The sequence below is a fragment of the Corynebacterium sp. MSK041 genome, assembly GCF_030232265.1.
Taxonomy (GTDB): Bacteria; Actinomycetota; Actinomycetes; order Mycobacteriales; family Mycobacteriaceae; genus Corynebacterium.
Genome location: NZ_JASPJK010000017.1, coordinates 1 through 20,511 on the forward strand (window position 1 = coordinate 1; position 20,511 = coordinate 20,511).

Sequence of the window (20,511 nt, forward strand, 5' to 3'; positions counted from 1 at the left end):
TAGAAACCGAGTATTATCTCACCGAGCCCATTAACACAGGGCCATAAAAGAAGCGGAACCAAACCCAGGACGCTTCAAACCCCCAGCTTTGGGGCTACTGCCTGGCATGCGGCTTGCATCGACATATTTTCCGCCAAGATGCGATCTTCCACGAGACGGACCACGCGGTCCTTGGCATCCTGGTCAAATTTTCTTGGCATATTCCAGATTTTCCCATCTACTCAAACGGAACAAAACCTGGGACACTTCACAGCGCCATAGTGGGGCACCCCGGATGTTTTCCACCCGGCCCATCAACACAGGGTCGCAAATGAAGCGGAATTAAAACCCCAGGACGCTTCAGATCGATACCGCGGTTCAGTATCTGTAGACACCACCCGGTAGGTATCTACAAAACGGTTGATACCCTCTACTGCATCCGGGTAAGCAGTGGTAAAGAAGTCGATGAATTCATCAATGTCATAATCCGGTACCAGCTCCGGTTCAACGCCGAAAACCATCACGGGATTCGCGCCGAAGAAGAACTCATGATTGCCATTATCGGTATGAATGGTGATAAAGCACAGCATAAGTTCAGCAACGCTGATCATCCAGTCTTCCTCTGGTCCGATACCGGGATCCCCGACATGCCACTAACCATCAATATATTCAAGTCCTGAGTGCATGGTTATTGTTTTTCTTGTGGTTGTGGTGTTGGGTCGAGCATGAATGTGGCGCCGGCATCACGGTAGAGGTCTAGTAGGTAGTCGTGTTTGTGGCCTCTTCGTGTGGCGAATGTTAGTTCGACGCAGTACCGCGCACCACGAGGTCGTGATACTTGTTCGTGGTAGCCCCGTAGATCGTCTTGCAACATGTGTAGCGCAAAGCTTGTTTGTTTGTAGGGTTCTTCACCTAGTGATGATGCATCATGGAGGTTTTGCAGTTGTGTGCGGATATCGTCACAGACTGTTTCCCAGTTTGTCACGGTGAACTGTTTTATATCGTCGGGAATATTGACTTTGTTCATGTCTAGATATTCGAAAGTGCAGATTCCGAATTCAACCTCACTGAAGTCACATCCTGATAGTTGGGTGCCATCGATGGTTTCTTCTACTGTGAATTCTTTCCATTTACCTGTCACTGTGGTGTTGGTTATCAGGGGGTATCGGTCATTGCCGCCTTTTGGTCCGGTTAAGCGCATGTTGAGAGCTTGGCATCGGTCATAGCGTGTGCCGTAAGCGAAGAGCTCTGGGAATGTGCATGACCGAAATACGCAATCAGTGACAGTCGCAACGATTAGCGGCATAGCGAACCCGGAAGCGAACTTGCAGCGTTCAAACTCACAGTCTGAAATGGTGCCGTGCGCCCACTCCGGCGAGGTAAATGTTGCTTGTTTGGCGTAGCAATGCCGCATGGTTAATTCGCGGGCGATAAATGGGTTGATGTTGGCGTAGCTGAAGTCAATATTGTCTAGTACCTGACCAGGCGGTAGAAACTCATCAGAGGAAAGACCGTGTTCGCTAAAGGTGCCTTCCCAGTGAAAGCCGCGGAAATCTTCACGTCCGTCAACGAACCCAAACGGTGATGGTGCCAGCAATAACTCCGGGTCACATGGCCCACCCCAACGCTCTACTAGCTGCTTACGCGTCATCTTCACTGTCATTGAACCCTCCTCACATGAAGTCTACTGGCACCGCTACTTGGGTAATACGCTTCGTAGGCAATGATATGGTCTGAACGAGTCATCCCTTCCTGCAAACCGTACCTCCTCACATGGGCATCGGTTTGACCCACCGTGGTGAGATCCAACCACCGCGTGGATCCATCACTTAGCGTGACTTCGAAATCGGCACCGAATTTGCCTTGCGTGTTGGGGACAACCCCCTTAATCTTGTTCGTCTTCAAACTATCAGACAGTTTCAGGTGCAGCTCGGTGCCGAGATGCATTCGTTCAGCCCAGTAGTTGCCATCGTCTATATGCGTACGTTGGTTCGAGCTGTAGTCGATTTGGCCACTGTTCCATCTTCCGGCAACATCGTCGAAACGTGCAGCGATCTTCTCCTTGAGAACATCGACCTCGGCCTTCACATTGATTGCGAGTTCGGAGCTCGAACTTGACTGATGTGATGCGAGACCGAGCACGTCTACCCAGTGTGCTGGGTGACTGACATATCCCTGTGTTGTTGCAATATTGGGGTAAGCCCCCAACGGGTCTTGGGCGTTGTACATCCCAGCGTGAGGGTGGTAGTACCTGAAACGGTTGTATGCCCAGCCAGATTCGGTGTCGAAATATTGTCCTGAATAAAGTAATGGGCACGTTTGTCTGCCGCGCCAAGAACGGCTGCCAAACAATGATTGGGTCGCCAGTCCAGTAACAACACCGTTAACTGGATCAATAATTTCCTGGGGTGAACCTGCTAGGTCGGTTAGGACAAAAGCGAATTGAGTGCTGATTTGTCCTTGCGTTAGATCTGCAGATTCCCCCTCGGGTTCGAGGCTGACTTGACCTATAAGTTGGCCCGTTGCAGGATCGGTAACCCAGACATAGCCTGAACCGCAGACAAGTTGGTCAATTTCGTTTTGTCGGTCATCGGTTGCACCTACCCTTGAAGACCCTACTGTTGTGCCAGCCATTGGCTTAGCAACGTAGGTGGTTTGTTGCGCAACTAGTTGGTTACCGGTATGGCCAAAAACCGTGCGGGTAAGGAGTTGTCCGGTTTCAGCATCTACACACTCCTTGGCAACACGACGCCCTAATGGATCGTAGATGTAACGATATCCGACTCCTGGTTCATCAGAGGACGAGAATCCGATGGGTTGCTCGCCAGTGGCGTAGTAGAAGTGGTGAACTGTCGGCTTTTTGCTGACACGCTTCGTCACCGTGCGAATTACGCGGCCTGCTTTGTCATAGAAGTATGCAGTTCGGCCGACACGTTTAGGCATTGTTCCATCGATCTCGAACTTGCCGTGTGCATCAGAGGTATTTGGAACGCTAGGATGCCGGTTGGGCTTCGATGCGCTGAATCCTTGAGGATTGTTGTAATAGGGCTCTCCCACACGTAGGGTGCCTATCCCCTGAAGTACACCAGCGTCTGAGTATTCGAATACTTCATCTGAACGAAGCACAGGAGCGTCAATAGTTTCGGAGGCCAGTGTTCCAAATTTGGAAGGCTGCCTCGAAAGTCTTGTCACTCGGCCATTTACATCAAGGTCGTATGTGGTGACTCCACGTAAGTAGTCAGCAATGCCCTCAAGCGCCCCGTCTGGACGCCAAGTGAAAAGCCGCGACGATAAAGTGCGCATACCGCCCGAGGCTTTAGAATCCAGCGCTTCTAAAGTGTCGCCGGTAATTCGCCCGAGCGAGTCAATGGAAAGAGTTCTGACCAATGATTCGGTCGTAATGCGATTACGAATACCGCGACTGTTTACCCCGTAGCCTATATGTGCAACGGTTTCTTCAACCTCACTGCCCAGCGTACGACGGACCAGGTTGCTAGATGTGATTTCGCTAGATTGGTCACGGTTGAAGAAAGTAGTAAAAGTATCCCCAAGCGGGAGTGTTACAAGTTCTGCGGTGGCATTGCCCGCTTCGTCCCGATTGATTTCATGAGTGAACTGTTCGCCACTGGTCAAGGTCACAGTCTCGCGAACAGTTCGGCCGAAATCGTCGTGAGCGTAATGAATTTTCGCTTGTGGGCCGTTCATCTCTATGAGCCGACCCACTGCATCATAAACAAAAGAGGTGGTACCAAGCGCATCTGTAACAGATTCGACCTGACCCATGAGATTGCTCGTACGGGTTGTTACACCAGCAGGTGAAGAGGAAGTTTGAATCAAACCATCAGCGGTAATGGCGTTTGTCGTTGTTATCCCGTTGTAGTCAATCTGCTCGACAAGTTCGCCGTCTCGATCATACGAGTAAACCCAGGTGTTACCATCACCGTTGATCAGACGCACCGGCTCCATTTGAGTGTTGTACTCAATGCGAGTAGTTGAACCACTTGCGTCAGTAGTTACAGCCGGTTTATCAAAGACGGTGAATCTAGTTTTAGTAGTTGCTCCAATCTCATTGGTTACTGAGATCTTGTTTCCTTCGCCATCGTAGACCGCGCTCAGCGCGGTCCCGTCTGGCCGAGTAACTAGGGCTGGCCAACCTTCCGGCGAGTATTCAACGGCGGTAGTTGCGTTTTCTGCATCGGTGCTTTCTGTGATCAATCCACGAACATCACGCACCATGTTGACACTGCGACCAGCTGTATCTGTTGCGCTAACAACACGTCCCGCATTGTCATATTGCTCACTACTGGTTGTTCCATCGGGACGAGTAACGGATGAGGGAACGATCCCGCTGGGTCGGACATCGTAAGTAAAAGTTGTTGTTGCCCCTGTTGGAGTAGTCACCGATTTAATCATGCCAAAGGGATCGAGAACGCACTCGGTACTCAGGCCATCACGGCCGATGACACGAGCGGGGTTCCCCCAAGCAGCAGGTTCAATAAGAAACTCAGTACCGTCCCCATAGCGAGCACCAATGTGAATCCCGTCTGCGTTGAACTCAAATTCAGTCACCGCGCCTGTTGGGTCTGTGATGGATGTTTTTTGGTGGTAGTTGTTGTATGTGGTGTCTTCGGTGCGGCCTTCGGGTGTGATGATGCGCCATACGTCGCCTGCTGGGGTGGAGCGGTAGACGGTGGGGCGGATGTGGCCTAGGAGGTCGTCGTAGAGCCAGTCTTGTGGGACTGTCCAGTTTTTGTCGTCGCGTGGGGCTATCCGGCCGCGGCCGGTAAGGCCGGCGGCCTTAAGTCCGCCTTGGACGAGTGCTTGGTAGAGCGGGAGTTGTTCGAGGCGTTGGAAGTACTGCTCGATGACGCTGTCGCCTAGGGTAAGTGGGTCGTCTTGGAATTCACCGGCGGTTTCTAGTGCTACGCATACTGTTCCGCCGGGTGGGGCGTCTGTTCCTTCATCGGAGCCCCAGTAGACGATGTTGGGGAACATTCCGCCGGTGCCGACTTGGGATTGCACGCGGCCGTGGTGGTCAAAGCGGTAGTAGTAGGACACATCGTTGCGGTCTGTCCATGCGTGTATTCGGCCGGCGTGGTCGTAGTGGTATTTCAACGCGCCGTCGTTGGAGTTGATTACTCGGATGAGTTGGCCGTAGGTGTCGTACTCATAGGAAATAAGGCGTAGGGGTTTGTCATTTGGGTGTGTTGTTGGGTTTGACACATCAACGTGGGCTACTTTGCCCACAGCGTTATCCCAATGCAGTGTGATAATGGTGTCATCGGATCGTCGCATTTGTACCATGTGGCCGGTTGTCAGGTCCCATGTGTAGTCAATGGTGGCACCGGTGTGGTGTGTCACTGAGGACACACCAATTTCAATGCCCATGTTGAACACATCAGCAACGCTGCCTGCAGGAACTGTGGCTGCTATATACGTTCCTCCCAGCGATGGGGAGCAATCTTTGATCCCTACGGCTGTGGTGTCGGGTGTGGGTGTGGTGTCAAACAGGCGGAAAGTGTAGGTCAGGCCAGCGGCAATATCGCGTACCCGGTAGGCACCGTCGGCGTAGGACAGCAACCATGGTCGGCCGTCAGCGCGGACTTCTGAGCCGTCCTTAGAGGCAGGTGGGAAGGTGATCAAGGCGCCATCGGGGGCAAGCATGAGCACTTCGTCGTCGCAGACTTCAATGCGCACATCCATTGTGGAGACCCATCGTGGGCCTAGTGCGCGGCCTAGTTCATAGTTGGTGTTGGCGTTGCGGTCGACCCTGAGTGGCAAAATGCCGCCGATGAAGACATCAGTTTTAAAGTCGACCATGTTGCCGGTGGCCATATCGACTGGCTCAAGCCGGAAACAGATCTCTTTACCGCGGGTGATTGTGCGGAAATAAGACTGCGCCAACTTCTCAGTTGTCACCGCTTTAAGGCCGTCAGCGGACTTCAAGGCGGCCTGCATCGCGGCTTTGCTGGTAGCAGTTTTGACCCCAGAGAGTGTTTTAGCCCCCACACGCGACATTGTGGTAGCGGTTTTCGCCACCTTGGGGCCGAATTTACCGGCTTTAGCTGCTTTACCTAAAAGTCCTAAAGGCCCAGCAGTAGCCAGATCAAAAAGGGCTTCACCCCAGCTACACCCACCGGATGCGGCCAGCAAAAGTTTCAACCCGACCCCAATGCCAAGGATGATTGCCCCGAGGACGGGGCAGACAAACATCAGCAAACTACCAATAACCTGCAGCGCATCAGAGATAAGAGACAACACATCGGCATGCTCACGCATGAAGTCACTTAATCCATCCCACGCTTGCTTGAACAGGTTAGGGTTTTCCTCAAACCGCTGCTTAGCCTGCTGCGCAATAGCATCAACCTGGGTGCGGACCTCACCGCCAAGGGCATCTTTAATCCCCTCAGCTGCTTGTAGGTCCGCCTCCCACACAGCAATCGCAGCATGATAGTTCGCCATCGCCGCAGCCACTGCAGCACTACCAGCACCAGCAGTACCAGCAGCAGCTGCTTCAGCAGCGTGTACTTCAGCTACCGCTGTTTGCACGTGCCCATGATGTATTCGCGCAGCCTGACGCAGCGTACGCATCTGGGTTTTCAACCCCTCCAACGCCGTGGCGTAATGGTCAATAGCATCAGCCACACCCACATGGGCATCACCTGTGGTGGTGAGATTGTTCGGGAAATTCGCGTTCATCAACTCACGGAACTGATCCCCCTCAGTACCAACGAACCCACCATCATTAATCGCACGCATACTCGAAGCAGCCTTTAACGCTGCCTCACCAAAACTGCGCCACCGCAGCGCAGCAGCATGCAACGTAGCCGGACTGCCACCCAAACGAAAATGCACCGGATCAAAACTCATAAAAGGCGCCAACGGCACAACCGGCATAAACCCCCACAACCTCCCACAACAACACCAAGCGCACACGTCAGCGCAAACTGAGCGGAAGCTTAATAACACCTAAAAGGTTACGCAAGGTACAACACGCGCGTGCGCGAATATTTCGCGGTGAAGTTGCCTGGAAGTTATGGATAACCCCAGAAACCCCGAGACATAACCTAAAGCGATGTCTCGAGACAACACATGGCACATTAGCAAGTATCTGGTTCCGTGACATCGTTACGCACGTCTCATGACATCGTTCCAGCGGAAACAACGTGCTCGACAACACACCACAGTTGCCCCACACACAAACTTCCTGACACCCCTAACCACAACTATCCACAGGTGCTACACGCTCAAGCACGCGATGGAACACACGAAGAAGCCACATAACAAGCACAAACAGCCCGGTTCCCTCGAAACCCAAAAAAGTTTCGGGTACTTGGCGCGGAATCAACCGGTCGGTCGATGTTGGGTGATCGGAGGCGGTCTTACAGTCGGGATTGAAGAAAGGAATACTGTGAGCACCACACAAACAACCAACCCCGGCCGGTGGAAGGCTCTGACGGTTTTGGCCGCCGGACTGTCCCTGATTGTGCTCGACGGAACCATCGTGGGCGTGGCCTTGCCAACGATGATTTCCGCCCTCCACCTCACCCTCACCGACGCCCAGTGGGTCAACGCTATTTATAACGTCATTTTCGCGGCCCTCCTGTTGGGGTCGGGCCGATTGGGGGACCGGATTGGGCGGCGCACCACGTTCATTGCAGGTGTGGTGCTGTTCGTTGCCGGCTCCCTCCTTGCCGCGACAGCGACAGGGGCAGGCAGCCTGATTGCCTCGCGCGCGGTGCAGGGCGTGGGTGGGGCGTTGGTGTTGCCGGCGACGTTGTCGTCGGTAAATTCGCTCTTCCACGGTAAGGACCGCGCGGCGGCATTCGGTGTGTGGGGCGCGGTGATGAGTGGCATGGCGGCGCTTGGGCCTCTTCTGGGTGGCGTGTTGACGGAGTATGCGTCGTGGCGCTGGATCTTCTGGGTCAACCTGCCGCTGGGGCTGCTGGTCATCGCTGGCATCATCGCGTGGGTGCCGCAGACGCACGGGAAGCAGAACGTTCGCGGTGTGGACGTCGACGGGCTGCTCACCTCCGCGATCGGCTTTGGCCTGGTGGTGTTCGGCCTCATCGAGGCGACCACGCTCGGCTGGTGGGAGAAGAAGGCAACGCTCCACCTCGGCCCGTGGGAGTGGCCGGCCAACTGGACCATGTCGCCTGTTCCGTTCGCGATCGGGATCGGGCTCATCTTCATCGGTCTATTCCTGCGCTGGGAGCTCCACCGCGCCCGCAACGGCCGTGACGCGCTGCTGGATCTGAGCCTGTTCAAGGTGGGCACGTTCTCCTGGGGCAACCTGACGGCGGCGACGGTGGCTATCGGCGAGTTTTCCCTCATGTTCGTGCTGCCGCTGTTTCTGGTGAACTCGATGGGGCTGTCCACTCTCACCACTGGTGTTGTGCTGGCGGGGATGGCGTTGGGCGCGTTTGCGTCGGGGGCGTCCGCACGCCATCTGGCGGCGCGGCTCACGGCACCGGGCGTGGTGGTGCTCGGCCTCGCACTGGAGGTCATCGGTGTGGCGCTGCTCGCCTGGGTGGTGGCGGCGCAGGCGTCGGTGTGGCTGGTGGTGGTCACGTTGGTTGTGTACGGCATCGGGCTGGGGCTTGCGTCGGCGCAGCTCACATCGACGGTGCTCGGGGATATTCCGGAGGAGCTCTCGGGCGCGGGTTCGGCCACTCAGTCGACAGTGCGCCAGCTTGGTTCGGCGTTGGGTGCAGCGATCGCGGGATCCGCACTGGGGGTGGCTATGTCGCGCACGATCCCGGCGACGGGCGTGCCGGAGGAGTTGGCGCAGGCCACGGAATCCTCGGCAGGTTCGGCGATCACGGCGCTGCGCGAGACAGCTGGGGCGAGCGCCGAGGTCATCAGCAGCCTGGAGGCCGGTTTCGCCCAGTCAGCGGCGTGGTCGATCGGTTTTTCGGCGCTGTTTCTGGTGCTTGGCCTGGTGGGTTCGTTTATGGTTCTGCGGGCATCGCGTAAATAGTCTCATCGCCACTGCTCACGCGCACGCCGGGCGTCGGTTGGAGCCAAGCCTCGACGAGAAGCTTATCCGCGCCATCGGTCACCTCATACCGAATCGTCTCATTCGTCTTGTCTAGGACTTCGACCGTGGCCCGGGTGAGCCACGGGTGGCGGCGGCGCAAACCAATGAGGGCTTGGTGCTCACGGAAGATCCAAGCGCCAAGATCCGAGAGTTCTTCGGGGGTTGCGGGCAGGGGTGGGCGGACGGGGTCGTCTGCACTGAAGCCCTCCCCGCGCATGGCCTGAAAGCCTTGCTCATCGCCGTAGTAGATGCTGGGCATTCCGGGCAAGGTCATGAGGAACGCCAAGGCCAGGATCGCTTTTTCGGGGCCGACTTTCGCGGCGATGCGGTCCACGTCGTGGTTGCCAATGAAGGTGTTGGGGACCATCGCTTCACACACGGCGGCGTGGCGGGTGAGGGAGTGGTCGAGTTCCCAAAAGTTTTCGTCGAAAAGCGAACTCCAGATGGCTTTCCACAGTTCGTATTGCGTGACGGAATCGAGGGTGCCGTCGGCGGCGATGTGGACGTAATCGCCGTGGATGACTTCGCCGAGGAAGAGCGCGTCGGGGTACTCGGCGCGAACGCGGGCCAGCACGTCGGCCCAGAAGGCGGGCGGGACGGAATAGGCGACGTCGAGACGCCAGCCGGCGATGCCGCGTGCGAGCCAGAACTTCATAATGTCGGTGACCAGCTCTTTCACGCGCTCATCATCATGATGAAGGGTGGCTAGGTCTTCGTGGCCCTCCCAGTTGGTGCTACCAGCGAGGCCTTCGGCGACCAGTGGGTGGGTTGCATCGACGTGATTGAACACGCCGTCGAGCATGACTTTGATGCCGCGGCGGTGGCACTCGCGAATAAGCCAATCGAAGTCCTCGTTGGAGCCTAGGCGGGGGTCGATGCGGTAGTGATCGAGCGTGTCATAGCCGTGGCTGACGGAGTCGAAGATCGGGCCGAGCAGCAGGCCATCGCAGCCGAGTTCGATGAGGTAATCCAGCCACGGCTCCAGCTGGCGCAGGCGCGGGGCGGCACCGGAGCCGTCTCCGGCGCGATCCCGGATCGGGGCGCCGGTGGCCCCAAGGGGGTAGACGTGCCACCAGATGGTGTCCATAGTTTTCGACGCGTTGCTCATGCGCCCCATCGTAGTGTTCACGCAGCATGGCGCCACTATGCGTAACTTTATGTCAAGTTTCCTTTACATCTGGTCGTGTTTGTTTTATTGTATGGGTAAGCCACCGAACACACCGAAGGAGGCGGAAACATGGCAAACATGGTGAGGCAGTGGCGGCGCTGGCTAGATCTTTCGCAGGCAGAGCTCGCGGAGAAGGTCGGGGTGTCGCGGCAGACCATCGCCAATATTGAGAAAGGCAACTACTCCCCCTCCGTGCACCTCGCGCTTGATGTGTGCCGGGTCCTTGGCAAAACGGTCGAGGAAGTCTTCGGGGACGAGCAGAACAGCTAACCGCACAAGAAAGGCACGATTTCAATGAGCATCTTCACAACCATCGGTGACAATGTCCTGTCTAAAGTGACTGGTCACGTCGGTGATGAATACCAAGAATCCATGGTGCACAAGTCCCAGACCGTGGCGTTTAGCATGGTGCCCACGTTCAGCTTCCTCGCCGGCGCAATCTTGGCGTGGACTATTCCAGGTCAACGTTCCTGGCTATCATTCCTGGTTTTTCTGCCCGTTATAGTGCCGGAGCTCATCGGTTCGGGCTGGCTGAAGGATCACGCACCGCGCCCGAAGGGAAACTTCAAGGGGTACCTTGGGCTTACCTTACTCAACCTTGCATTGGCGTTGGTCATGGTCGCGGGAATCGCTTTCAACGTGGGTGACGGCCAATGGTCGCTCCTCACAGGGGCCATCTTCGGTGGAGTTGTGGCCCTCATCTTCGCGCCACGCATCTTGGCCAGGCGCAACGCCCAGGACGAAGAGCGACTCAACGCCCAGGCAGACGTGCAGGAAGACTTACAGGCAGACCTGTAAGAAGAATATAGGGTCTAATCCTGCTGGGTGAGCGGCTTGAGGCGCTTGCGGATCTCCCCGCGCCAGTGCTTCGCCGCCTCCTCGTAGCGGGGCGTAAGACCACGGTGGGTGACCTGGACGGTGGGGGCACCATCGGCGTCTTTGCCGAAGTCGAAGATGATGTCGGACTCCGCCCATTTTTCGTCGGCGCTGTGCCAGACCAGGCGGTCACCGGTGTCATCTTCGGCGACGTCGAAGTCCACTTCCGGCTCCGCCAGAGCGGTGTAGGCCTCTTCCGGGGTGACGGTGAGCTCGAAGGATTCGGAGACGTCCTGGATGGAATCCACCTGGGTGCCGTCCGAGAATTCGTAGTCCGGCATAGCGGAGGCTGGGTCGTAGACAGCGACATCGAAGCCGTCTTCGCGGAATTGGCGCAGGCCCTCCTTGACCAGTCGGCGGCCGGCGAGGTTGAAGGAGGTGACGTGGCGGAAATCAAGCACGAGGCTGTCGCCGACGAGCTTGCGTTCCACCAGGTCGTGGAGGATGGCTTCGGCGGCGGTGAAGTTGATCATGCCCTGCAACTCCACGATGTTGGTCTCGCCCTTGCGGTGCACCGCACGGATGCCCGGCGCGGAGTAGTAGTTGGACGCCATCATGTGCAGTCCCAGTGTGGAGGACATGCTTTGGAAGATCTCCACGCCGCGCACCGAATTGCCTTCGCTGTTGAGTCGTGGCGACAAAGAAGCGGCACCGAGCTGACCAGGCAGCGTACCAATCAGGCCACCGGCCACACCGGATTTGGCGGGGATGCCCACGGAGCTCATCCAACGGCCAGACCCGTCGTACATGCCGCAAGACGCCATCACGGCCTGGGTCAGGCGGCACGCCTTGGCGCTTAGGACCCGCTCCCCTGTCACTGGCTGCACCCCACCGTTGGCCAAGGTCGCGGCCATCACGGCCAAGTCCCGCACGGTGACCAGGATGGAGCACTGTCGCGTGTAGCTTTCCACCGCATCGTGCACGTCGCCGGTAATCATGCCGTATTCGCGCAGCATGTGGGCCAGCGCCAGGTTGCGGTCGGCGGTGGCCAGCTCGCCTTCCAGGATGGATTCATCCACCGACAACTCCCGCCCCGCCAGCCGGGAGAAGGCCGAAAGGATCGCCGCATCATCCCCCACCATCCGGTTCACGGCGATGGCTCCGGCGTTGATCATGGGATTGTCAGGGCGGTTCGTATCGCGATCAAGCGAAAGCTCGTTGAAGGCCTCACCTGAGGGTTCCACCCCGACGTGCTTATGCACCTCTTCCTCCCCAAGCTGATCCAGCGCAATCGCGTACACGAAGGGTTTGGAGATGGACTGGATGGTGAATTCATATTCATCGTCCCCCACTGAATACAGGTGCCCGGAGCGGGTACACACCGCAAGCGCGAGTTTGTCCGGGTCAGCATTGCGCAAACCTTCGATGTAGTCGGCGTTTGCGCCGTCGGTGTTGGGGCGAACCTCGTCGAGGATCGCGGTGAGATAGCTGGGAATCGGGCTGCGCGGCATGCGGTTCAGTCTAAGCCCGTTGGCAAAACCGGCATATTTCGGTGGCGAACTTCCCTAGGATACGGAGTGTTCCCCCTTTATTTTGACCATGAAACTAAAGTGGCAAAGGAGAACCATCATGAAGAATTCATACGCCGTGGTTACGGGCGCCGCCTCCGGCATTGGCAAGCAGGTTGCTATTCAGCTCGCTGCTGATGGATGGCAGGTGGTCATCACTGACATCAACGATGAAGGTCTGCAGGACACCGCCCGGGAGATCGGCAGTGCGGTGCTGGATGCGACGGCGCTGGACGTGTCGGATCAGCCGGAGGTGGCCGAGTGGGGGCAGAGGGTCGCTGATAAGCATGGCGTGCCGCATTCCATCTATCACGTCGGCGGAATTTCCATGTGGGGCAGCGTGGATTCGATGCCGCTGGAGAAGTGGGAAAAGCTTATCGACGTCAACCTCATGGGCACCATCCACATCATCCGCGCCCTTGTCCCGTCGATGATGGATGCCGGCCCCCTGACTGGTGCGGCTGCGAAGGAGTTGGGGCCGCGTCGCTTGGTGTGCGTGGCCAGCTCAGCCGGGATTTTGGGGTTGCCGTGGCATGCGGCGTATTCGGCGTCCAAAGGCGGTGTGCTGTCCATGCTGGAGGTCCTGCGCTTTGACCTGGCGCCGTACGGCATCAAGGTGCATGCGGTGGCGCCCGGCGCGGTGGATACGGGTCTGGTACGCACCATCGACATTGACGGCATCGACCAGAACAACCCGCGCGTACAAAAGGCCAAGAAGCTCTTCCAAGGCCATGCCGTATCCCCCGCCAAGTGCGCCCAGATCATTCTGCGCGGGGTGCGGAAGAACAAGTACCTCATCACTACGGGTGGTGATGTGAAGCTTGGCCGGTGGGCGCAGGTGAACCTGCCGTTCCTGTACCGCTGGGCACTGACCGGTCTGAACCGGGCGTTCCAGTGGGTGGCTAAGGACGCGGCGTTGAAGTAACCGGGGGTTACTTCGGCTCGTCGAGAGGCACCTGGAGCACATCCATGAGGGTGGCCAGCCCGTCATAGTTGGTCACCAGCAAAAGGAGTGCGGTGAGCTCTTTCTCGTTGATGTGGCGCATGAGTTCGGCGTACACGTCGTCGGAGATTTGGCGGTGACGGATGAGGTCATCAGCGGCGCTGAGAAGAGCTCCGCGCCGACCCGTGAGGCCGTGCTCAGCTTGCTGTACTGCCTCGATGTCGGCGGCGGTGAGCCCGGCTTTCTTGCCCAAGTGCTTGTGGTGCTCCAGCTCGTACTGCGCATCCCGCAGGGCAGCCACGCGCAGGATGATCAGCTCAGATTCCTGGCGGGAGAGAATACCAAAGGGCATGAGCATCCCCGAATACACCAGCCACGGCAGGAAGTTGCGGCGCGCGCGGCCCACCGCCGGGAAGAGGTTGAGCGTCTTGCTGCCCTGCACGAGGCCCCCGATACGGTCCGCTAAACGCGCCAACACCGCCACCTCCCCGGGCTTTCCTGGGCCCGGGCGGGTAGCGGTGTTGATGGGAAGCTTGGTCAGTGGGAAGTTACGTTCAGCCATAGTTTCCTAGGCTAAACTATCCCGCTGATAAGCGTTGTTCTTTTAGGCGTTGACGTTCTGCTCGTGGTCAGCCGGGCTGAAAACGCGGAAGGCCACAGCTGCCAGAGCGCCACCGATCAGCGGTGCAACGATGTAGAGCCAGATGTTTGCCCAGTCGAAGTTGCCGTTGACAGCAAGGCTGATTGCCACGGCCGGGTTGAAGCCACCACCGGAGATGGAGCCGACAGCGAAAGCACCGGTCATGACGGTTGCGCCGATAGCCAGGCCGTAGAAGGAGTTACCGTCGGTGTCCTTGGAGGTGGCAACGTTGAGCACGACCCACACGAGGATGAAGGTGAAGACAGTCTCCACGATGAAGGCCGGAGCGGTGTCAATCTGAGCCGCCGTCGGAGCCTCGGAGAACACACCGCGGGTGATCAGGGCACCCACAACGCCACCGAGGATCTGTGCGACCCAGTAGATGACCATCTCAGTAGCGGACATTGCGCCGCGCAGGAATGCGCCGAGCGACACAGCCGGGTTCAGGTGGCCGCCGGAGATGTGGCCGGTGGAGTACACCAGGACCATCAGGGCGAAGCCGATGGCGATCGGCGCGAAGTCACCAGCGGTGGTCACTGCGGACACGATGGCGAACACGAACAGCAGAGTGGCCAGGAACTCTGTACCGGCCTTGCGGATAATGTCGTTCATTACACGTCTTTCTCTTCGGGAAAATGAATGTTAGACCCGAAAGATCATAAGAGATAAACGCACTGAAAGACGAATAACCCGCCGGATCTGCACATCCGACGGGCCATTCTGTTCGTGCCCGGGGGGGGACTTGAACCCCCACGTTCTTGCGAACACTGGCACCTGAAGCCAGCGCGTCTGCCAATTCCGCCACCCGGGCGGGCGACTAAGTAAACATAGCACGCACCCAGCCACTATCACCAAATTGCGTGCTCAAGGGCCACTTTGCGTTGTGTAGCTAGGTTGTGTGCCCGCGAAACTCTATACTGTCTGTCGAAACTAGAGCGGTTAGCAGCGAAAGGAGGTGTGGGTAGATGGCCTTGATGGACCGACTAGCCAAGTTCGATAGCGCCCTACAGCGTGGTTTGGATAACGGCTTTGCCGCGGTATTCGGTGGTCGTGTTGTTCCGGCTGAGTTGGAAGAACTGCTCAAGCAGGAGGCGCAGGACTGCGTGGTGGCCAATGAGGATGATGATTTGGCGGTACCGAATGTCTACGCCATCGGTGTGTCATCGAAGGATCTGGAGAACCTGTCGCGGGACCCGGATCTGCCCACGCATCTTGCTGGCCAGCTCACCCGCTTCATCCGCAACATGAAGTGGAGCTTGTACGGGCCTGTGGTGGTGCGCGTGGCGGAAGAGTCGGGTCTGCGCACCGGCCAGCTGCGTGTGTCCTCATATGTTGATGCGACCCCGGATGTGGAAAGCGGGTTTGACGCAATCGTTGCGGCCGCCCGCCCATCGCACGAGGCTAAACCACAAGAAACCGCAGCTCAGCAAAACCAGCCAGACCAGGAGAATGCTATGCCCACCCCTTCCGTGACACTGCTGCTCCAGGATGGATCCTCGCGGACGTACCAAGTTCAGCAGGGGTCGACGATTTTGGGTCGTTCCAATGATGCGGATTTCCGCCTGCCGGATACTGGGGTCTCGCGCCAGCATGCGGAGATTATTTGGGATGGCCAGACGGCATTTCTGGTGGATCTGCAGTCCACGAATGGAACGACGGTGAATGATCAGCCGGTAGAAAATTGGGAGCTGGCTGATGGTGATGTGATTACACTCGGCCATTCAACGATTGAGGTGCGCATCGCCGGACCGCGGCAGAGCGTTTAGAGCGGAGGTTGCTGGATTCTTATGGATAGTGCTCTCATGCTCGGGGCCCGTTTCGGCCTTTTGATTCTTTTGTGGCTGTTTATCTTTGTGGTGCTCGCAACACAGCGCAAGGATATTAAGGCAGCTGAGTTGGGTGTGCGGCGGGCGACGTCGGGGGCGGCGCCGGTGAGGGGGGCGTCGAAACGCGAAAAGGCGCGTGAGGTGGTCGTCGTGGAGGGTCCTCTGCAGGGCTCGTACATGGAGGTGGCCAGCTTGGAGGCGCTGACGCTGGGCCGCGCGGATGATAATGATTTTGTGTTGGGCGATGATTTTGCCTCCGCACGCCATGCACGGCTGTTCCGGCGCGGGTCGGAGTGGTTCGTGGAGGACCTAGATTCGCGTAACGGCACGTTCGTGGATGGATACCGCATTGACCAACCTGAGCGCGTCCAGGTGGGCACGGACATCAAGATGGGGCGCACGATTGTGAGGTTGATGCCATGAGCACTCTCAAGCTGAACTTTGCGGCTGTTTCGGACCGTGGCCTCGTGCGCGGCAATAATGAGGATTCGGCGTATGCCGGGCCGCACTTGCTGCTGCTCGCCGACGGCATGGGTGGCCATGCCGCTGGTGAGGTTGCCTCACAGCTCATGGTTGAGCACATGGAGCACCTTGACCGCGACCCGGAGGATGCGGATGTGCTCGCGTTGCTGGGGGCGGCGGCAGACGATGCGAATGCGGCGATTCAATCATCCATCGCCGAAAACCCTGAACAAGATGGCATGGGCACAACTCTGACGGCGCTCATGTTTAATGGCACCCAGTTTGGCCTGATTCACGTGGGCGATTCACGTGGTTACCGTCTGCGCGACGGGGAATTGACGCAGATCACGGTGGATGACACCTTCGTGCAGTCCTTGGTTGAGCAGGGTAAGTTGCAGGCGGAGGATGTGTCGTCCCACCCGCAGAAGTCCCTCATTTTGAAGGCGTACACGGGCCGGCCGGTGGAGCCGTACCTTGAGCTGCTCGACGCGCAGCCGGGTGACAGGTATCTGCTGTGTTCGGATGGCCTGTCGGATCCGGTGACGCATGAGACGATTGCGTCCACGGTGGGCACGGGCACGCCTGCGGAGGCCGCGCAGCGCCTCATTGAGCTCGCTTTGCGTTCGGGTGGGCCGGATAACGTCACCGTTGTCATCGCTGATGTTGTGGACACGGAGGCAGATGATTGCCCAGAGTTGCCTGCTAAGTCGGCGCTCGCTGGGGCTTTAGCGCTTGTCGACGAATCTTCGCACCCCGACACCGCCGCCGGCCGCGCCGCCAAACTGGTGCGCACCCAAAACCGCTCGCAGTCCTCGGGTGGGGCGAAGCAGACGGACACTCCGGCTGCTGACGATGAGGAGGATCACCCTCGACGCTTCCCCTGGACAGCGTTGATTCTCGTGCTCGCCCTAGTTGCGGCGGGTGTTGTTGGTGTGTGGTGGTTTGACCGCGCGAGTTCGAACACGTACTCCATCACTGTCAATGACGCTGATGAGTTTGTGATTGAGCAGGGCTTTACCAGCAGCATCTTGGGCAAGCAGTTGCATAAGCCAGTGCAACAGATCTGCATTAATGATGAGAACCAGATCACGGTGGTAGATACGGACGAGGTGCCGAAGGACTGCCAGCGGTTCGGTGTGGCTGATGTGCCGGAGTCCACGGCCGCCCGGGTACATACCTTGGGTACTGGCTCGTATTCTGAGATCTCTGACCAGGTGAACCGCCTGGCGGATGAGGCGTTGCCGGCGTGTGTGGATAAGACCGACACCTCAGCGGAGACTGAGCAGGCTGGCTCCTCACAGAAGTGCCGGGAGGTGTCCTAGTGCGCCAAATGTTTTCGCGTGGCCGGGAGCTTTTCCTCCTAGTGTTGTCAGCGGCGTTGCTGCTGCTCATGCTCGTGGGCTTGGAGCTGTCCCAGGGCAATGCGTTAACGGTGGACATGCTCTGGCTCGTTGGCGGGTTCATTGGTGTCTACGCGATTGCGCATGTGGCGATGTGTTACGCCGCCCCGCACGCAGACCAAGTGTTGTTGCCTACGGCGGCCACGCTGAACGCGATTGGTTTGGTGATGATTTACCGGCTGGACATTGCCAAAGGCTGGCACCTAGCGGAACGCCAGGTCATCTGGTCCCTCGTTGGTGTGCTGATCTTGGTGGCCACTCTGCTGGTGGTGCGGGATCACCGGGAGCTTAGCCGTTTCTCCTACCTGCTTGGTTTGATGGGTTTGGTGCTGTTGGCCCTACCGCTGGTGTGGCCACAGCCACCGGATGCGGAGGCCCGCATTTGGATCTGGCTCGGCCCGTTTTCCATCCAGCCGGGTGAGTTTTCCAAGATCTTGTTGTTGGTCTTCTTCGCCCAACTTCTAGCGCAGAAACGCTCCCTGTTCACCGTGGCGGGCTACACCTTGTGGGGCATGACGTTCCCGCGTTTGCGTGACCTGGCGCCGATTCTCTTGGTGTGGGCGATTGCCATTTTGATCATGGCTGTGTCCAATGACTTCGGTCCGGCGCTGCTGCTCTTCGCCACTGTGCTGGGCATGGTTTACTTCGCCACCGGCCGCACGAGTTGGCTGGTCATCGGCATGGGACTGGTGGCCATTGGTGGTTTTGCGGTGTACCAGATCTCCGACAAGATCCAGGACCGTGTGGAGAACTTCCTCGACCCGATTGCCAACATTGATAACACCGGCTACCAGGCAGCCCAAGCCCTGTTCGGCTTGAGCTGGGGTGGCGTGACGGGCACTGGCCTGGGATTTGGTCACCCCGAGACCGTCCCAGTGGCGCACTCGGATTACATCCTTGCTGCGATCGGTGAGGAGCTGGGGTTGGTTGGTCTGGCCGCTGTACTGATCATCTTCACCATCTTCATCACCCGTGGTTTCCGCACTGCCCTGGCTGTGCGCGATACATACGGAAAGCTCATCGCCTCGGGTCTTGCGCTGACGATTGCGGTGCAGGTTTTCGTGGTCACCGGCGGTGTCTCGGCGCTCATGCCCATGACGGGTTTGACCACGCCGTTCATTTCCGCCGGTGGTTCAGCAGTGATGGCTAACTACATGTTGTTGGGTTTGTTGCTGCGCATTTCCAATAACGCGAATAGGCCGGTTGAGGAGGTGGCGCAGTGAATTCGTCGATACGCATTGGCGCGATTGGTTCCCTCGTGCTCACGGTGATTTTGCTGATCAACCTATCGTGGGTGCAGGTTTTCCACGAAGATGAGTACGCGCGCAACCCGCGCAACTCGCGCAATTTCGTGGAAGCCAAGCAGATTGAGCGCGGTCAGATCAGTGCGGGTGGGCAGATCCTCGCCGAGTCGCTAGTCGACGAGCAAGGGTTCTACCAGCGCACCTACCCCAACATGCCGGTCTCCTTTGCCCCAGTCGTGGGTTACTTGTCGGACCGTTATGGTGTGGCCGGCCTGGAACAGGGCTTCAACGCCAACCTCAATGGTGAGACGCATGCGACGGGCAGCCGTTTCTTGCGCACTACCGAGAAGCGTGTGGGTGATTCGCTTGAGCTGACGTTGGACCCGCAAACGCAGGCTACCGCCTTTGACCAGCTGGACAGCCACGGATACGAGGGGGCTGTCGTGGCACTGCGCCCATCTACCGGTGAGGTTCTGGCCATGGCGTCGAGCCCGTCCTACGACCCGAATGGTGTGGCCAACCCGGATGGTGCGGTCGCGGAGACTGCCTGGAATTCCATCACCTCTGATCCGGGTAACCCGCTGCTCAACCATGCGGCGCAGGAACAGTTGCCACCGGGCTCGATTTTTAAGATCATCACCACGGCCGCCGGCCTTCAGCACGGCTACACCCCGGATTCTCAGCTGACGGCGGAATCCGCGATCACGCTGCCGGGCACGGAGGTGCAGCTGACCAACTACGGTGGCCAAACATGTGGCGGTGGTGGCACCACCTCGCTACACCAGGCCTTCACATTGTCCTGCAACACCGCTTTCGTACAGATGGCTACCGAACTCGGTGATGGCCCCTTGCGCGACGCCGCCACCGCCTTTGGTGTGGGTGCCCAGTATGACCTGGGGCTGCCCAACGCGGCTGGTTCCCTGGGTGAGCTAGAGGACCTCGCGGCTGTGGGTCAAAGTGCGATTGGCCAGCGCGACGTCACCATGACGACAATGCAGGCTGCCGTGATGGCTGCCACCGTGGCCAATGATGGCCGCCGCATGGAACCGCAGGTGGTCCACCGCATCATCAGCCCGAAGATGAAAACGGTGCGTGACTTCCGTGCACGCCAGGCCGCCGAGGCGCTCAGCCCGGATGTGGCTGATCAGCTCAAGGACCTCATGCGCAGCTCTGAACGCAACACGTACGGCTACAACGGCAACAACTACGCCTCCAAGACCGGCACCGCTGAACACGGCGAGGGCTTGGCACCACACACCTGGTACGTGGCGTTTGATGAGGAGAAGGATGTGGCAGTTGCCGTCGTGGTGAAGAACGGCGGCGGGCTCGGCGACGGCGCCACCGGCGGCCGAGTTGCCGCTCCCATTGGCCGCACTGTCCTGGCTACCGCCCCCGGCGCGGGTGACCAGCAGGGAGGAAACTAAC

At 58.3% G+C, this 20,511-nt stretch carries 15 protein-coding genes, 1 tRNA gene and 1 pseudogene; 9 read left to right on the top strand and 8 right to left on the bottom strand.

What is annotated here, in order from left to right; translation table 11 throughout:
- Positions 1–293 precede the first annotated feature (293 nt).
- From QP968_RS10175 to QP968_RS10185, 3 genes are all read right to left on the bottom strand, one after another.
- Positions 294–590 (bottom strand): hypothetical protein, encoded by a 297-nt coding sequence (locus QP968_RS10175; RefSeq protein ID WP_284856304.1) that lies wholly within the window; start codon positions 588–590, stop codon positions 294–296.
- Positions 591–667: 77 nt separating this feature from the next.
- The gene (locus QP968_RS10180) at positions 668–1,642 is read right to left on the bottom strand and encodes a hypothetical protein (RefSeq protein WP_284856305.1); all 975 of its coding nucleotides are present in this window, start codon (positions 1,640–1,642) and stop codon (positions 668–670) included.
- Positions 1,639–6,849, bottom strand: coding sequence for a DUF6531 domain-containing protein (locus QP968_RS10185; RefSeq protein WP_284856306.1), 5,211 nt, complete (start codon positions 6,847–6,849; stop codon positions 1,639–1,641). Before QP968_RS10185 ends, QP968_RS10180 begins: the two co-directional genes overlap by 4 nt.
- A gap of 541 nt (positions 6,850–7,390) precedes the next feature.
- Between QP968_RS10185 and QP968_RS10190 the strand changes: the two genes are divergently transcribed.
- The gene (locus QP968_RS10190) at positions 7,391–8,959 is read left to right on the top strand and encodes an MFS transporter (protein ID WP_284856307.1); all 1,569 of its coding nucleotides are present in this window, start codon (positions 7,391–7,393) and stop codon (positions 8,957–8,959) included.
- Here QP968_RS10190 and QP968_RS10195 read toward each other — a convergent pair.
- Entirely contained in the window at positions 8,931–10,127 is a 1,197-nt protein-coding gene (locus tag QP968_RS10195; RefSeq protein ID WP_284856308.1) for an alpha-amylase family protein, read from the bottom strand. The two genes, QP968_RS10190 and QP968_RS10195, sit on opposite strands and share 29 nt — an antisense overlap.
- 129 nt (positions 10,128–10,256) lie before the next feature.
- Here QP968_RS10195 and QP968_RS10200 point away from each other — a divergent pair, with 129 nt between their 5' ends.
- Both QP968_RS10200 and QP968_RS10205 read left to right on the top strand, forming a co-directional pair.
- Positions 10,257–10,457, top strand: coding sequence for a helix-turn-helix transcriptional regulator (locus QP968_RS10200; protein WP_284856309.1), 201 nt, complete (start codon positions 10,257–10,259; stop codon positions 10,455–10,457).
- A gap of 24 nt (positions 10,458–10,481) precedes the next feature.
- Positions 10,482–10,985 (top strand): hypothetical protein, encoded by a 504-nt coding sequence (locus tag QP968_RS10205; RefSeq protein WP_284856310.1) that lies wholly within the window; start codon positions 10,482–10,484, stop codon positions 10,983–10,985.
- Between the two features lie 296 nt (positions 10,986–11,281).
- Here QP968_RS10205 and QP968_RS10210 read toward each other — a convergent pair.
- A pseudogene (locus QP968_RS10210) lies at positions 11,282–12,514 on the bottom strand (glutaminase); the annotation flags it as partial.
- Positions 12,515–12,632: 118 nt separating this feature from the next.
- Between QP968_RS10210 and QP968_RS10215 the strand changes: the two are divergent.
- Positions 12,633–13,496, top strand: coding sequence for an SDR family oxidoreductase (locus QP968_RS10215; RefSeq protein WP_284856311.1), 864 nt, complete (start codon positions 12,633–12,635; stop codon positions 13,494–13,496).
- Positions 13,497–13,503: 7 nt separating this feature from the next.
- On the opposite strand, the gene QP968_RS10220 is transcribed toward QP968_RS10215, so the two are convergent.
- The 3 genes from QP968_RS10220 to QP968_RS10230 all read right to left on the bottom strand — a co-directional run bounded on the left by QP968_RS10220 (position 13,504) and on the right by QP968_RS10230 (position 14,965).
- The gene (locus QP968_RS10220; protein WP_284856312.1) at positions 13,504–14,076 is read right to left on the bottom strand and encodes a carboxymuconolactone decarboxylase family protein; all 573 of its coding nucleotides are present in this window, start codon (positions 14,074–14,076) and stop codon (positions 13,504–13,506) included.
- A 42-nt stretch (positions 14,077–14,118) separates the two neighbouring features.
- Positions 14,119–14,766: an MIP/aquaporin family protein gene (locus tag QP968_RS10225; protein WP_284856313.1), complete on the bottom strand. Its 648-nt coding sequence runs from the start codon at positions 14,764–14,766 to the stop codon at positions 14,119–14,121.
- 115 nt (positions 14,767–14,881) lie between these two features.
- Positions 14,882–14,965 (bottom strand) — tRNA-Leu (locus QP968_RS10230).
- Positions 14,966–15,119: 154 nt separating this feature from the next.
- Between QP968_RS10230 and QP968_RS10235 the strand changes: the two genes are divergently transcribed.
- Genes QP968_RS10235 through QP968_RS10255 form a run of 5 tightly spaced genes read left to right on the top strand, consistent with a single transcriptional unit; the run spans position 15,120 to position 20,510 of the window.
- Positions 15,120–15,920 (top strand): FHA domain-containing protein, encoded by an 801-nt coding sequence (locus QP968_RS10235; RefSeq protein ID WP_284856314.1) that lies wholly within the window; start codon positions 15,120–15,122, stop codon positions 15,918–15,920.
- Between the two features lie 21 nt (positions 15,921–15,941).
- Entirely contained in the window at positions 15,942–16,403 is a 462-nt protein-coding gene (locus tag QP968_RS10240; protein ID WP_284856315.1) for an FHA domain-containing protein FhaB/FipA, read from the top strand.
- A complete protein-coding gene (locus tag QP968_RS10245; protein WP_284856316.1) occupies positions 16,400–17,764 on the top strand; it encodes a PP2C family protein-serine/threonine phosphatase in 1,365 nt (454 codons plus the stop codon). Before QP968_RS10240 ends, QP968_RS10245 begins: the two co-directional genes overlap by 4 nt.
- Positions 17,764–19,065: an FtsW/RodA/SpoVE family cell cycle protein gene (locus tag QP968_RS10250; RefSeq protein ID WP_284856317.1), complete on the top strand. Its 1,302-nt coding sequence runs from the start codon at positions 17,764–17,766 to the stop codon at positions 19,063–19,065. Before QP968_RS10245 ends, QP968_RS10250 begins: the two co-directional genes overlap by 1 nt.
- Positions 19,062–20,510, top strand: a complete 1,449-nt coding sequence (locus tag QP968_RS10255) for a penicillin-binding transpeptidase domain-containing protein (protein ID WP_284856318.1) — start codon at positions 19,062–19,064, stop codon at positions 20,508–20,510. The genes QP968_RS10250 and QP968_RS10255 overlap by 4 nt, the downstream gene beginning before the upstream one ends.
- Position 20,511 lies beyond the last annotated feature (1 nt).

What these genes read in the sequence shown, in the direction of transcription:
- QP968_RS10195 (WP_284856308.1), bottom strand. Translation starts at nt 10,127, where the DNA reads ATGAGCAACGCGTCGAAAACTATGGACACCATCTGGTGGCACGTCTAC.
- QP968_RS10205 (WP_284856310.1), top strand. Translation starts at nt 10,482, where the DNA reads ATGAGCATCTTCACAACCATCGGTGACAATGTCCTGTCTAAAGTGACT.
- QP968_RS10180 (WP_284856305.1), bottom strand. Translation starts at nt 1,642, where the DNA reads ATGACAGTGAAGATGACGCGTAAGCAGCTAGTAGAGCGTTGGGGTGGG.
- QP968_RS10200 (WP_284856309.1), top strand. Translation starts at nt 10,257, where the DNA reads ATGGCAAACATGGTGAGGCAGTGGCGGCGCTGGCTAGATCTTTCGCAG.
- QP968_RS10185 (WP_284856306.1), bottom strand. Translation starts at nt 6,849, where the DNA reads ATGAGTTTTGATCCGGTGCATTTTCGTTTGGGTGGCAGTCCGGCTACG.
- QP968_RS10215 (WP_284856311.1), top strand. Translation starts at nt 12,633, where the DNA reads ATGAAGAATTCATACGCCGTGGTTACGGGCGCCGCCTCCGGCATTGGC.
- QP968_RS10235 (WP_284856314.1), top strand. Translation starts at nt 15,120, where the DNA reads ATGGCCTTGATGGACCGACTAGCCAAGTTCGATAGCGCCCTACAGCGT.
- QP968_RS10240 (WP_284856315.1), top strand. Translation starts at nt 15,942, where the DNA reads ATGGATAGTGCTCTCATGCTCGGGGCCCGTTTCGGCCTTTTGATTCTT.
- QP968_RS10220 (WP_284856312.1), bottom strand. Translation starts at nt 14,076, where the DNA reads ATGGCTGAACGTAACTTCCCACTGACCAAGCTTCCCATCAACACCGCT.
- QP968_RS10245 (WP_284856316.1), top strand. Translation starts at nt 16,400, where the DNA reads ATGAGCACTCTCAAGCTGAACTTTGCGGCTGTTTCGGACCGTGGCCTC.
- QP968_RS10175 (WP_284856304.1), bottom strand. Translation starts at nt 590, where the DNA reads ATGATCAGCGTTGCTGAACTTATGCTGTGCTTTATCACCATTCATACC.
- QP968_RS10225 (WP_284856313.1), bottom strand. Translation starts at nt 14,766, where the DNA reads ATGAACGACATTATCCGCAAGGCCGGTACAGAGTTCCTGGCCACTCTG.